At 64.8% G+C, this 13,605-nt stretch carries 12 protein-coding genes; 5 read left to right on the forward strand and 7 right to left on the reverse strand.

What is annotated here, in order from left to right; translation table 11 throughout:
• Positions 1-18: 18 nt before the first annotated feature.
• The 4 genes from ACLV74_RS16760 to ACLV74_RS16775 form a co-directional block, all read right to left on the reverse strand.
• A complete protein-coding gene (locus tag ACLV74_RS16760; protein WP_411880536.1) occupies positions 19-1,962 on the reverse strand; it encodes a TRAP transporter large permease in 1,944 nt (647 codons plus the stop codon).
• 3 nt (positions 1,963-1,965) lie between these two features.
• Entirely contained in the window at positions 1,966-2,592 is a 627-nt protein-coding gene (locus ACLV74_RS16765; protein ID WP_411880537.1) for a TRAP transporter small permease subunit, read from the reverse strand.
• 101 nt (positions 2,593-2,693) lie between these two features.
• Positions 2,694-3,803 (reverse strand): TRAP transporter substrate-binding protein, encoded by a 1,110-nt coding sequence (locus ACLV74_RS16770; protein WP_411880538.1) that lies wholly within the window; start codon positions 3,801-3,803, stop codon positions 2,694-2,696.
• 159 nt (positions 3,804-3,962) lie between these two features.
• Positions 3,963-4,808, reverse strand: a complete 846-nt coding sequence (locus ACLV74_RS16775; protein ID WP_411880549.1) for a PPK2 family polyphosphate kinase — start codon at positions 4,806-4,808, stop codon at positions 3,963-3,965.
• Between the two features lie 254 nt (positions 4,809-5,062).
• Between ACLV74_RS16775 and ACLV74_RS16780 the strand changes: the two genes are divergently transcribed.
• Together ACLV74_RS16780 and cqsA are read left to right on the forward strand one after the other, a co-directional pair.
• Entirely contained in the window at positions 5,063-5,506 is a 444-nt protein-coding gene (locus ACLV74_RS16780) for a rhodanese-like domain-containing protein (RefSeq protein WP_411880539.1), read from the forward strand.
• Positions 5,507-5,730: 224 nt separating this feature from the next.
• Positions 5,731-6,984, forward strand: a complete 1,254-nt coding sequence (cqsA, locus tag ACLV74_RS16785; RefSeq protein ID WP_411880540.1) for an alpha-hydroxyketone-type quorum-sensing autoinducer synthase — start codon at positions 5,731-5,733, stop codon at positions 6,982-6,984.
• Between the two features lie 34 nt (positions 6,985-7,018).
• Here the strand turns inward: cqsA and ACLV74_RS16790 are convergent, their stop codons facing one another.
• Positions 7,019-8,005 (reverse strand): response regulator, encoded by a 987-nt coding sequence (locus ACLV74_RS16790; protein ID WP_411880541.1) that lies wholly within the window; start codon positions 8,003-8,005, stop codon positions 7,019-7,021.
• 46 nt (positions 8,006-8,051) lie between these two features.
• Positions 8,052-9,260 (reverse strand): sensor histidine kinase, encoded by a 1,209-nt coding sequence (locus ACLV74_RS16795; protein ID WP_411880542.1) that lies wholly within the window; start codon positions 9,258-9,260, stop codon positions 8,052-8,054.
• A gap of 183 nt (positions 9,261-9,443) precedes the next feature.
• Here ACLV74_RS16795 and ACLV74_RS16800 point away from each other — a divergent pair, with 183 nt between their 5' ends.
• Together ACLV74_RS16800 and ACLV74_RS16805 are read left to right on the forward strand one after the other, a co-directional pair.
• A complete protein-coding gene (locus ACLV74_RS16800; protein WP_411880543.1) occupies positions 9,444-10,112 on the forward strand; it encodes a LuxR C-terminal-related transcriptional regulator in 669 nt (222 codons plus the stop codon).
• 83 nt (positions 10,113-10,195) lie between these two features.
• Entirely contained in the window at positions 10,196-10,963 is a 768-nt protein-coding gene (locus ACLV74_RS16805; protein WP_411880544.1) for a type III pantothenate kinase, read from the forward strand.
• Between the two features lie 117 nt (positions 10,964-11,080).
• On the opposite strand, the gene ACLV74_RS16810 is transcribed toward ACLV74_RS16805, so the two are convergent.
• Positions 11,081-12,613, reverse strand: coding sequence for a wax ester/triacylglycerol synthase family O-acyltransferase (locus tag ACLV74_RS16810; protein ID WP_411880545.1), 1,533 nt, complete (start codon positions 12,611-12,613; stop codon positions 11,081-11,083).
• Positions 12,614-12,755: 142 nt separating this feature from the next.
• On the opposite strand from ACLV74_RS16810, the gene ACLV74_RS16815 reads away from it, so the two are divergent.
• Entirely contained in the window at positions 12,756-13,010 is a 255-nt protein-coding gene (locus ACLV74_RS16815) for an acyl-CoA-binding protein (protein ID WP_411880546.1), read from the forward strand.
• Positions 13,011-13,605: the final 595 nt, after the last annotated feature.

A 13,605-nucleotide genomic window follows, 5' to 3' on the forward strand; every position in this document is an offset into this window, starting at 1 on the left:
CGGCGGCCCCCGGGCTGTTTACCCGTACAGGTATTTGGGCAGCCAGAGCGTCAGGCCCGGCCAGACATACATGAAGACCATGCAAAGGATCACGATCAGCATGTAGGGCATCATGCCCGCGAAGATCTGGTTGATGGTCACGTGCGACGGCGATACCCCCTTCAGGTAGAAGGCCGACATCGCGACCGGCGGCGACAGGAAGGCCGCCTGCAGGTTCACGAAGACCAGCACGCCCCACAGGATGGGGTCGATCTGGAAGTGCTGCAGCAGCGGCAGGAAGATGGGCACGAAGATCACGATGATCTCGGTCCACTCCAGCGGCCAGCCCAGGATGAAGATGATGGCCTGCGACAGCAGCAGGAACTGCAGCGGCGTGAGGTTCATCGAGAGCACCCATTCCTCGACCACGCGCTGGCCGCCCAGCAGCGCGAACACCGCCGAGAACAGCGCCGAGCCGACAAACAGCCAGCACACCATGGAGGTGGTCTTGATCGTGAGGAACACCGCCTCCTTGATGCGCTGGAAGTTCAGGGTTTTGGCGTGCCAGGCCATCAGGAAGGCGCCCGCGGCGCCGACCGCCGCCGATTCCGTGGCGGTGGTGATGCCGAACAGGATGACCGCCAGCACCATGAAGGTCAGGATGGCCAGGGGCATGACGGAGGACACCAGCATGCGCAGGATCTCGAACTGCTCGGCGTCGAACTTCCAGTAGTACCAGGCCAGCAGCAGCAAGGTGACGCCGCAGGCGACCCAGAAGCCGGTGTAGAACACGGCGGGAACGGCGGCGGTGTGCGGGCCTTCGGCCGTCGGGTCGCCGAACTGCTGCATGGGCTCGTCCTTGGCGGTGCCGGCGGCGGGCTCTTCCACCGCGCCGGGCGGGGCCGAGAGTTCCTGCAAGCCGGGTTCCGCGGGCGGCTCTTGAACACCACCAGCCGCCGGCGGCTCCTGCACGCCTGACGCACTGGGCGGCTCGGCCAAGCCGCTTTTGCTGGCCGTCCCGGCCGCGACGGCGGACGCCTGCGCTTGCTGGGTGACCTGCGCCGCGGCACTCGCGACGTTGTCCTCCTGCGAATGGATCACCACGTACCACCACACGGCGCCCAGCGTGACGGCGGCCAGCGCCAGCGGCACCAGCGCCAGGCCCAGGCTGCGGGCCAACAGGCCCCAGGTGATCTTGATGCCTTCCACGCCGGCCTTCAGGGCGCGGCCCGGCGCGAGCGTCGCCGACACCAGCGCGGGCAGCATGCGGCGCGAGTAGGTGCCGGACATGAAGTGCAGCCAGGGCGGCACGGGCACCTGTTGCTGCTCGGGCGGCAATTTGGGCGCGATTTTCGGGTTGATCAACACCCAGCCGATGATGTAGATGAGGTACAGCAGGGCCAGGAAGAAACCGGGGAACATCGCCGCGGCGTACAGCTTGACCACCGACTGGCCCGCGACGGCCGCGTAGACGATGATCATCACCGAGGGCGGGATCAAAATGCCCAGCGTGCCGCCGGCGGTGATCACGCCGGCCGCCAGCCGCGTGTCGTAGCCGGCGTTGAGCATGGGCCGCATGGCGATCACGCCCATCAACACCACGACGGCGCCCACCAGGCCGCTGGCGATGCCCCAGAAGGTGCAGATGATCAGCGTGGTGACGGCCAGCGAACCCGGCACGCTGCGGAATGCGAGCTGCACGCTGTGGAACATCTTGTCCACCAGCGCGCCGCGCTCCATCACGTAACCCATCAACACAAAAAGCGGGATGGATAACAGGGTTTCATTGGTCATGGCCCCGAAGGCGCGCTGCACCATGAGGTCGAAGATCTTGTTGTCGAGCCAGTGCGCCGACGGGTCGTAGAAGGCGACGAAACCGAACATCATGCCCAGCCCCATCAGGGTGAAGGCCGTCGGGAAGCCCATCATGATCACCACCACGATGAGGCAGAGCATGGTCATGCCGAGTGCTGCGTTGCTCATCGTTCAGCCTTTCATGCCGATGGATTTTTCGATGGCCAGGCGCTTGGCCTCTTCATCGACGAATTCGCTGCCCGCCAGCTGCTGGGCCACCACGTCGGATTCCTCGGCGTCCTTGAGCCGCGGCGTCCACACACCGGTGCGCATGCACACCACGCAGCGCAGCATTTCCGCAAGCCCCTGCATCAGCACGATGGCACCGGCCACCGGGATCACGAACTTGAAGGGATACAGCGGAATGGGGTCGGCATTGAAGGTCTGCTCGTGGATGGCCAGCGAATCCTGGAAATAAGTCCAGCCGGCCCAGGTCAGCGCGGCGATGCCGGGCAGGAAGAAGATGAAGTACAGCACCAGGTCCAGCGAGGCCTGGGTGCGCGGCTTGAGGCTGCCGTAGAAGAAGTCCCCGCGCACGTGCCCGTCGTGGGCCAGGGTGTAGGCGCCGCCCATCATGAAGAGGGTGCCGTAGAGCATGTTGTTGGCGTCGAAAATCCAGGCCGTCGGCGCGTTGAGCGCGTAGCGCTTGAAGACCTCGGCGCAGACCAGCAGCATCAGCACCACGATGAGCCAGGCGAAAGCCTTGCCCACCCAGGTGCTGATCTGGTCAGCGGTGTGAAGGAGTCGTTGAACGTTCATGAAGAGTTACCGTAACGGGCTGGACAAAATAAAACCAGCCATCCAGAAGTTACCGGATGGCTGGCGTGTTTAGATCGTAAACAGGTTCTAAGCGCAGGAGGTCAGGCCTTCTTGCCGCTGAAGTAGTGGTTGTAGGCCATCTTGAAGTCGACGGAATAGTCGTTGTGCCACTGGCCGGCGCGCTGGGCGAAGACTTTCTGCGAATCCAGCACCTTCTTGAACAGCGCGTTCTCGCCGGCCTTTTTGGCGATGGTCTTGTCCCAGGCGGCCAGTTGGGCGCGCAGCACGGAGTCGGGCGTCTTGTAGAACTTGATGCCCTGCTTCTTCATCTCTTCATAGTCCTTGGAATTGCGGTCCACGGCTTTCCAGCTCATGTCGGCGCTGGAGGCCTGCACGGCGTAGTCGATGATGGAGCGCAGCTCCTGCGGCAGCGCGGCGTACTTGCCCTTGTTAAACAGGATTTCGAACTGCTCGCCCGACTGGTGGAAGCTCTGCAGCATGCAGTTCTTCACCACGTCGGGGAAGCCCAGCACGCGGTCGCTCGAGGCATTGTTGAACTCGGCCGCGTCGATCAGGCCGCGGTCCAGGGCCGGCACGATTTCGCCGCCGGGCAAGGGGTTTACGGCCGTGCCCATTTCAGTGAACATGTCCACCGCCAGGCCGACGGTGCGGAACTTCAGGCCCTTCATGTCTTCGACCTTGGAGACGGGCTTCTTGAACCAGCCCAGCGGCTGCGTGGTCATGGGGCCGTAGAGGTAGGACACCACGTCCATGTTGATGGCTTTGTAGATTTCATCGAGCAGGGCCTTGCCGCCGCCGTAGTTGTGCCAGGCCAGGACCATGTTGGCGTCCATGCCGTAGCCGGGGCCCGAGCCCCACAGGGCCAGCGCCGAATTCTTGCCGTAGTGGTAAGCCACCACGCCGTGGCCGCCGTCCAGCGTTCCCTTGTTCACGGCTTCAAGCAACTGGAAGGCCGGCACGACTGCGCCGGAAGGCAGCACCTCGATCTTCAGGCGCCCGCCCGCCATGTCATTGACCTTTTTCGCGAAGTCGTTGGCGTACTCATGGAAGATGTCCTTGGCCGGCCAGGTGCTCTGGAAGCGAAAGGACGTCGTCTGCGCCATGGCGACCATGGGGGCGGACAGTGCGCCCGCGGCGATCGCGGCGCCTTTCAGCAGGCCGCGCCTGCGGGGGCTTTTGCTCTCGGTCATGACTTGTCTCCTGTTGTTGAAAAACGTAAGAGCACTCATCATTCAGCCTTGCCCAAGGCTTACAAAGAGGGTTTCCACCAACGCATGCGGATGATTACCCCTGCCCAGGGTGAAACAGTTTTTGCACGGGCGGCGGGAATCCCGCCGCGGCCTTCAGCCTCAGCGGACCTTCACGGCATCGAGCGCGGAATTGCCGGGCGGAAAGCGCAGGCCCAGCTGCACCAGCGTGGCGTGCACCACGGTGGCGATCATCAGGTTGCGGTGGGTTTTGGAGTCCGCGGGCACTACCGTCCATGGCGCCCAGGGCGTGCTGGTGGCACGCAGCAGGTCTTCGTAGGCCTGCTGGTACTGTTTCCATTGCTTGCGGGCTTCGAGGTCGTCCAGGTTGAACTTCCACTGCTTGGCCGGATCGTCCAGCCGCGCCTGCAGGCGCTCGCGCTGCTCGTCCCGGCCGATGTGCAGCATGAATTTGAGGATCACCGTGCCGGTCTGCGCGAGCAGGCGCTCGAAGTCGTTGATGTGGCGGTAGCGCTCGGCGGTCTGCGCCGGCGTGATCCAGCCCTTGACGGGCGGCACCAGCACATCCTCATAGTGGCTGCGGTTGAAGATGGTGAATTCGCCGGCTGCGGGCACCTGCTGGTGAATGCGCCACAGGTAGTCGCGCGCACGCTCGGCTTCGTTGGGCGCCTTCCAGCTCACGGTGTGCACGCCCAGCGGGCTGATGCGGCCGAACACGCCACGCAGGGTGCCGTCCTTGCCGGCGGTGTCGGTGCCCTGCAGGATGACGAGCAGCTTGAAGCGCTTGTCGGCGTAGAACAGGTTCTGCAGCTCGTCGAGCTCAGTGGCCAGGGTTTCGACCAGGGCCTTGTCGCGCAGCTTGTCGCCGCAGGAGAAGGGTTTGGCGGCCGGGTCCAGGCCGGCCAGCGACCAGTTCTTGCCCGCTTTTTTCCCCGACGGCGGCAGGCCGTCCGCGCCGGTTTGCGGCGGTTGCCACCTGGCCAGCATTTTGGCCAGGGCCTTCAGGTCCGCCTTGCCGGCCGGGGTATCGGGCGCCGCAGGGAGGTCAACGGGGTCAGTGGGCATGAGGGTCTCCGGTTGTGGGCGGGCTTGCCGCCCTGATTGTGCATGCCGCGCGGCTGTTGCCGTGGTTTGGGCTTTCCCCCCGCTGTTGCCGTGGGCTGCGCCCCGGGCATAAACTTTGGTTGTGGCGGCTTCATCCGCTTGCGCCTTCACTTCACTCTCACACGACAGGTACCGACATGACGATCCCAATTCCCGCGGACGCTTCCTCTTCCCAACAAGTGCGGCCCGCCGCCGGCTACGCGGGCGACGTTCCCGCGCGCCTGGCGCTTGCGTGGGTGCAGTCGGGCGAAGCCGTGCTGGTGGACGTGCGCACCGACGCCGAGCGCGAATGGGTGGGTTATGTGCCCGGCGCGGTGCCGCTGGCCTGGAAGCAGTGGCCGGGCATGGCGATGAATGCGGGCTTCGACGAAGGGCTCAAAGCGGCCGTGCCGCCCGGCAAAAAAGCCGTGCTGCTGTGCCGCAGCGGCGTGCGCTCGGTGGCGGCCGCCAAACGCGCCGCCGAGCTGGGCCTGGAGGCCTACAACATCCTCGAAGGCTTTGAAGGCGATGCCGACGAACACGGGCAACGCGGCCGCAAAGGCGGCTGGCGTTTCCAGGGCTTGCCGTGGAAACAGGGCTGAAATCCGGGAAATTCCTTGTCCGCCGGGGGGTAAATCCGTACCTTTGGTAACTTGAATATGTAAGTGGATGCCAGATACGGCTTCGAAAATGAAGTGAATAGTTCACACCACGTGACCAGAATTTTGGTGTATTAGCGCACCCCCTGTCAGAACTGACAGGGGGTTACACGTATCAATTTGTTTGTGCGCTTTCAATGGGGGTTCCTCTTTCTAACGGAGCTTCCATGCAAGTACTCGAACGCGAACAATCACCCGCCGCCAAGGCGCCTTCCAATCCCGCTCTCGGCTCCCGGCTGACCCAACGTATCGCGCGCGATTTCAAGCCGCGATGGGACCAGCAATGGGGCGGGAAATTCATGCTCCACGGCCGCACGCCGGACTCCAACGCCATTCGCCTGGACGGCAACGACTACCTGAGCATCACGGGGCATCCGCAGATCGTTCACGCGCAGGTCGAGGCCTTGCGCAAGGAGCGGGAGTTCGTCGTACAGTCCGGCGTCTTCCACCTGAACCAGCACCCGACGCACACGCTGGAAATGGCGCTGGCCGGCTGGGTCGGCAAGGACGACGGCTTTATCTGCCAGTCGGGCTACGCGGCCAACGTCGGCCTGCTGCAGGCGATTGCCGACGCCCAGACGCCGGTCTACCTGGACACGCTGGCCCATGCCTCGCTCTGGGAGGGCGCCCACGCGGCGCGCGCGCCGGCCTTCGCTTTCCGCCACAACGACCCTGTCCACCTGGCGCGCATGATCGCCAGGAACGGCCCCGGCATCGTGGTGGTGGACTCGGTCTACAGCACCACCGGCGCCGTCTCCCCGCTGGTGGAGATCGTGGACGTGGCCGAGCAGCACGGCTGCATGATCCTGGTCGACGAGTCGCACTCGCTGGGCACGCACGGGCCGCAGGGCGCGGGCCTGTGCGCCGAACTGGGCCTGACCGACCGTGTGCACTTCATCACCGCCAGCCTGGCCAAGGCCTTCGCGGGCCGCGCCGGCTTTTTCACGGCACCGGCGCACATGCGTTACTACATCCTGTGTTCGAGCTTTCCCAACATCTTCAGCTCCAGCCTGCTGCCGCACGAGATCGCCGGCCTGGCGGCCACGCTGGAGGTGATTCGCAAGAGCGACGACGCGCGCGTGCGCCTGCACGCGCACACCCGGCGCCTGCGCGCCAGCCTCAGCGAACTGGGCTACCCGATCCACCAGGGCACCCAGCAGATCATTTCGCTGGAAGTCGGCTCGGAAAGCGACACCATGGTGCTGCGCGACCGGCTGGAGGAGCGCAACGTGTTTTCCTCGATGTTCTGCGCGCCGGCCACCAGCGCCAAGCGCGCCATGATGCGCATGACGCTGAGCGCCGGCCTGATGGATTCGGAGCTGGACCACGTGGAGGCGGTGGCCCGCGAGATCGCGCCCATCGTGAAGCCCTGGGACTGGCCGATCGCGCGGCGCGCCCGGGCCGGCCAGGCCGAGGCATGACGCCGCGGGCCGCGCAGGCCCTGCCGGCCAGCCGCTAGTCCTGCAGCTGCCTTTCGCCGGAGGTGGCGATAAAGCGCTCGTGGCTGGTCATGAAGCCCGGGCTGAAGGACTCGCCGACCGAAAAAAGGGCGGCATGCAGCACGGCCGGGCCGGAGGAGATGGCAAAAGCCTGGCGCGGCTGTGGCTTGCCGCCGGCGCCCAGCGCCAGCTGCAGCTCCAGGTCTATGAGTTTTTTGCCTGCGGCCACGTCGCGCACGGTCGCGGCATCCCAGCCCTGGGACTCGGCGATTTCCGCAAGTTCGCGCAGGTTGGCCGCCGGCTCCAGCTGCAGCCAGCTGGCGCTGCCCTTGCGGTCGAGCGCCAGCACGCCGAAAGGCGCGCCTATCACCACGTGCTCTATCCAGCCCTGGCGCAGCGCCAGGTTTTCGAGTTCCTGCGCGATGGCCGGTTCGCACAGCAGGGCGTGCTGCTCGCGCGACAGCGTGGAGCGCCAGGTCTGCTGGTGCCGCCCGTCGGACTGGCGCAGCAGGGCCTGGATGGCGTCGGTCAGGCGCAGCCGGATCTCGGGGGACTGCTTGGGAATGAACTGCTCGATCAGCCCGCGGTTGAAGGCCGAGACGGCGAGCTGTTCGTCGGCGCGCCCGGTCAGCAGCACGCGCGCGCCCGACCAGCCCGTCAGTTCGCTCAGCACGCGCAGCCCGCTCATCGCCGGCATGGAATAGTCCACCACGCAGACCTGGGTGAGCGCAAAGCGCGCCGTGCCGTCTTCCCGCCAGTACTGCAGGATTTGCGGGATCAGCGCCGCGCCTTCGCGCCAGCGGTTGATGATCTCCTGCTGGCGCCAGGCATCGGCTTCCCATCGCGCCGGCTCCCGCAGCAGCAGCTCGATGCAGGCCACCGGGCGAAGGAAGAGGCGCACATACCAGTCCAGGGGCATGACCTCGGCCAGCATTTCGAGATAGTCCGGGTCGTCATCCAGAAAGACCACGCCTCCTGGCCGGCGGTAAAGGGAAAAGGACATGGGTGTCGTTTTAGGGAGTAATCAAAAATAGTTATACGCGAGGATGTCAGGGTGCGATGGGCAGCTCGATGGTAAAAACGGCCCCGACAGCAAACTCCGATTTCACATGAATGTTGCCACCCGCACTTTGTACCACTTGCTGGCAAAACGCCAAACCCAGGCCGTGGCCCGTGCCGCGGTTGCTGGAAAAAAACGGCTTGAAAATCTGCGGCAGCAGGGCGGCGTCTATGCCCATGCCTTCGTCCGCCACGACGATGCGGCCGCGCCCCTTCAGCTGGCTTACCTCGACGCGCAACGCGCCGGCCGGGTATTTCGAATCGGCGGCCATCAGCGAGTGCAGGGCGTTCTTGATCAGGTTGTCCAGCACCTGGGAGAACTGGGTGGACGAAGAGCGGAAGCTGAAATCCTCATGAATGACGACCTTGACGCACTCGCGCTGGCGGCTCGACTGGTAGGGATAGGCCACCACGACTGCCTGCACCAGCGTGCTGGCCCAGACCCGCTCGGTATAACGCGGCAACTGCAGCAGCTTGGCGTTGGCGATCTGCGTGTCGATCTGGTGGTTCATGTTGCGCACCAGGGCGTGCAGGCGCAGCGCGAGCTTGTCCAGTTGCTGCCCGCGCGGGTTGTCGGGCTGGCGCTGCACCTCGAGCTGGATCGCGTCGCCCAGCAGCGCGGCCGTCGAAAGCGGCGTGCGAAGTTCGTGCGCCATGATGCCTATGGTGGCCAGCGTGCTGGAGAGCTGCTCGCGCCTCAAGTTGGCCGAGGACAGGTTGAGCACCAGCGCGATCGACCAGGCGAAGGCGAAGACCACGGCATGCACGGCGCGCTGCTCCGGCGGCAACAAGGGAACCGCGGGCCCGAAGGCCATGAAAGCCCCGAATGCCAGAAGCCCCCCCGTGATGGTGCCCAGCGTGGCCAGGCGCCAGTCCGTGACGTGGTAATAAATCAGCACCATGGCCGCCATGGTGGCCAGCCATACCGTATTGCCGCTGTTGCACAGGTACATCCAGCTGAACAGCACCGGAAGCTCAAGCCAGAACACCAGGCCGAACACCCGCTGCGCCAGGCGGCTGCCCGGGTCATGGTTGACGCGCCGCGTCATCAGGCTGTAGCCCAGCAGGCTGGCCACCACGCGCAGCGGCAGGTTTTCGTAGGGTTGCGGCAGCCAGGCCGACCAGATCCAGGCGAACAGGGCATTGCCCGAGAAAAAAGAAAGCCCCAGCCACCACAGGCGCCGCGGCGATGGATGCAAAATGGGCTCCAGCGGGGCGAGTACCAGCTCTTCCCGCAGCCAATGGAGCAAGGGACGCTGTGCCAGCCACGCATGAAAGCGGGCGCTCCTCACTTTAGAAATCTCTCCAGCACAAACGGGAACCTGACTGATGATGCATTTGACATGTGACTGTATTGTCCCGGTTCTTTTTCCGTCAAGCTAATGCTGTTACCTGCCAACTTTGACAGCGTGAGCCTGGATGGCGTCATCAGCGACTGGCTGTGCGCCCTGCGCGAGTTCTCGGTCGAGGCTCTCATGGTGCTGGGCCCGGACCCCTTCGCGGGCCAGGAAGACCGGCTGGTGCTGGCCATCCATCCGCCGCGCCTGCTGGACGCGGCGGAAGCCCTGGCCGAGAGCCACGACTTCGGTGCGCCCTGGCGCGACTCCGACGCGCCCCTGGTGGCCTGGCAGGACATTTCCAAATCGGCTTTCGAAAACCTGGGCCGCTGGCGCCGCCTCTGGCTGGCCCACGGTTACCAGAGCGTGGTCCGCATCGCCTTTCCCCTCACCGTGGGGCGCGCCTTCGAGTGCTACCTCTTCAGCCCGCGCCAATGGCACGACCGCAGCGAAGCCGCCCTGCTGGCCTGGTCCGCGCTCAACATCTGGCCGCTGCTCAAGCGCGCGCTGGCCGAGGCGCGCAGCCCGCTCAGCCCGCGCGAACTCGAATGCCTGAGCCTGGCTTTCCAGGGCATGACGGCGCGTGAAAGCGGCGAGCGCCTGGCCTGCAGCGAACGTACGGTGAACTTCCACCTCTCCAATGCCATGACCAAGCTCAGGGTCGACAACAAGCTGGCCGCCATCCAGCGCGCCTGCTGGTTTGGCCTCATTTGAGTGCATCTTTCCGGCCGGGCCCTACTGGAAACCCCTAGGCGGGTAGCCGGGGGCGGGCGCCAAACCTGTTCATAATCCGCCAAATGACCTTTCTAGCGCTTGACGTGGGTAACACCCGCCTGAAATGGGCCCAGTACGAAGCGCCCGCGGCGGGAGCCAGGCTGCTGGCACAGGGTGCGGTGTTCCTGGAGAACATCGACAAGCTCGCGGAGGAGGAGTGGAATGCGCTGCCCGTGCCCACGCGCATCCTCGGCTGCATCGTCGCCGGCGACGCCATCAAGCGGCGCGTGGCCGAGCAGATGGAACTCTGGGACGTGGCGCCGCGCTGGGTCGTCTCCAGCCCGCAGGAAGCCGGCGTCACCAACGGCTACGACCACCCGGCCCGCCTGGGCGCCGACCGCTGGGTCGCGATGATAGGTGCGCGGCATCGCCTGCTGGGGCGCGGCGTGCAAAAGCCCTGTGTGGTCGTCATGGTCGGCACGGCCGTCACCGTCGAGGCCATAGACGCCTCCGGAAAGTTTCTGGGCGGCATCATCCTGCCGGGCCACGGCATCATGCTGCGCGCGCTCGAGTCCGGCACGGCCGGCCTGCACGTGCCCACCGGCGAGGTGCGCGACTTCCCCACCAACACCAGCGACGCGCTCACCAGCGGCGGCACATTCGCCATCGCCGGCGCCGTGCAGCGCATGGTGGAGAACATCACGCGCCACTGCGGCGAGATGCCCGAATGCATCATGACCGGCGGCGCGGGCTGGAAGATGGCGCCCAGCATGTCGGTCAAATTCGAGCTGGTGGACAGCCTGATTTTTGACGGCCTGCTTGAGATTGCCTCGCGGCGCTTTGCCCCCTGACATCTGAAAATTCCCTTCCAGCGGGGGCCGCGGAACTGGCTTTGCCAGGCCGCAGGCCCCGTCCCCTGCAAGGGGAGAGGAGGCTACACGAAGTGAGCCTCAACAGGGGTGAGCTATTTACTCACCCCAGGGGAGCATCAGGGTCACGATTGAAAGCTTGGCGAATTCGGGAACGAATTCGTCAATGATGCGCTGCGGCTCGGGGCACAGCGTGCTGTCGGTGATCACGCCGAACTGCACGCCGCCGCCGTAGCTCAGGATGGACACGCCCAGGCCCACGTCGCCCGACTGCGGCACCCAGAACATGCTTTGCTCCAGCGTGGAGCCGCAGAACTTGAGCTTTTCGCGCGGGCCCGGCACGTTGGTCATGACCGCCGTGGTTTTCTTGGCGAACAGGTTGAGCATCACATCCTGCGCCGGCTTGATCAGCAGCCCCGCCACCGCCAGCAGGCTGAAAGCCAGCAGCGGCTGGTAGCTGCCCTTGAGCGCCGCCATGCGGCGGCGCACTTCGTAGACGCGCTCGATCGGGTTGTCCACGCCTATCGGCAGCACCAGCGGCACCAGGCCGAAGCGGTTGCCCAGCTTGTGCGCCTGGTCCAGCGGCCGCAAATTCACCGGCACCATGGCGCGGATTTCCTGGCCCGCCACGTCGTCGCCGAAGGTCTTCAGGTATTCACCGAGGGCGCCGGCCACGCAGCTCAGCAGCACATCGTTGATCGAGCAGTTGAGCGCCTTGCCCACGGCCTTGACCTCGTCCAGCGGGATCGGGTGGCACCAAGCCACCTTTTTGGCGCCGCCGGGCTTGCCCTTGAGCCGGGTTTTGGAATCGTCGGGCATCAGGGCCAGCGCGGCGCCGTCCTTGAGCACCTGCATCAGCACCTTGGCCATGTCGAAGGAGCCGCTCATGCCCTGCTCCATGCCTTTTTTCGGGTCGCCCAGCATGCCCAGCGAACGCGCCGCGCCTTCGCCCACCGCACCCAGCGCCTTGACGGTGATGTCGGTGAAAGGCTTGAGCAGCGTGTCGGCGATCCAGTCTTCCGAGCCGGCGGCCGCGGCGGCTTTTTTGCGCCGCTCCGGCGGCGGCGCGCCGCCGTCGACCAGCGACATGGTCACCGAGATCAGCGCGATGCCGTCGGCGATGCAGTGGTGGATGCGCACGATCATCGCGCTGCCCTTGACCCCGTCGGGGCCGGTGTAGTCCTCGATCAAATGGATTTGCCACAAGGGGCGTTTCGGGTCCAGGCGCTGGGTGGCGAGCTGGGCCACGCGGTCCTGCAGGGCCTGCTCCTGGTTGGCCGACTTGGGCAGCTTCTCGGGCACCACATGGTTGGCCAGGTCGAAGTTGCGGTCCATCACCCAGGTCGCGCCGGCCGCGTCTTCCATCACGCGCTGCTTGAAGCGGTCGTATTTGAGCAGGCTGTTTTCAATGCGCTCGCACACGGCCGCGTGCTTGACGCCAGGGGCCAGTTGCCACACACCGACGATCATCATGAGGTTGGCGTCGTTGTCCATGCGCAGCCAGGCCGTGTCGACCTTGCTCATGCGCTCGCCTGAAATTCCGAGGGTTCCCGAGACGGCCCGCTTGACGTTCTTCTGGACGTTTTTTGCCACTTTCCGACCGGCGGCCTGGGCGGTAACGCGTGTAACCATGAGCACTCCCGATGCAAAACTTCTGCGAACCCACCCCGGATGAGGTAAGTTCCCTATTTTGCAAGGAACTGTCTCGCTAAGATACCGGGCAGTTACCCCAAGCACCTCATTGGTGACCCACTTCTAAAAACGGAGATCCCTCATGTCAGACCTGAAAGCCGCCTTCGACAAAGCCATGGCCGATTCGAAAAACCTCAGCGAGCGCCCTGACAACGCCACGCTGCTGAAGCTCTACGCGCTCTACAAGCAGGGCAGCAGCGGCGACAACAACGACAAAAAGCCCGGCTTCGGCGACATGGTCGCGCGTGCCAAGTGGGACGCCTGGAACAGTGTCAAGGGCACGTCGCAGGACGATGCGATGCAGCAGTATATTGACCTTGTTGCTGATCTAAGCTGATCTTTTCAGCGTTTGCGACGCTGCCCCGGCTGGTCTGCGGATTGGTCGGGGCTTTGTTTTTTGCGCTGATGTTGTTTTGAGTTCCGGAGCCGGGAGTGGCCCGGCGGCCAGTAACTTTCTTTTGCTTCGCCAAAAGAAAGTCACCAAAGAAAAGGCGACCCTGGCTCCTGCGTCCCTCCGCTTCGCTGCGGGCAACCTGCGGTGCTCGGTCCAGACGGGGTCAAAAACAACTCGCCTGCGGCTCAAACAAGTTTTTGCCCTTATCCGTCTGGACCTGCGCTCCTCGGCGCATCCACAAGGGGTGGGAGCGGGGAGAAGAAATCCAAACAGCCAAAATCCCAACAGCCGAAGACAGAAACCCGAATACAAAAAACCACAAGGACACGCCATGGCGTGTCCTTGTTTGTATTGGTATTGATTTCTTTGTCTTCTGTCCCGGCTCCCGATCCCGATTGCCCCTTGTGGATGCGCCGAGGAGCGCAGGTTCAGGCGGATCAGGGATCGCGTTGTTTGAGCGGAGTGAAACGCAGCGAGTTTAGCGAGACCCCGCCTGAACCGAGCACCGCAGGTTGCCCCGGAGCGAAGCGCAGGGGAC

The sequence above is a fragment of the Polaromonas sp. YR568 genome (assembly GCF_943369415.1).
Taxonomy (GTDB): Bacteria; Pseudomonadota; Gammaproteobacteria; order Burkholderiales; family Burkholderiaceae_C; genus Polaromonas.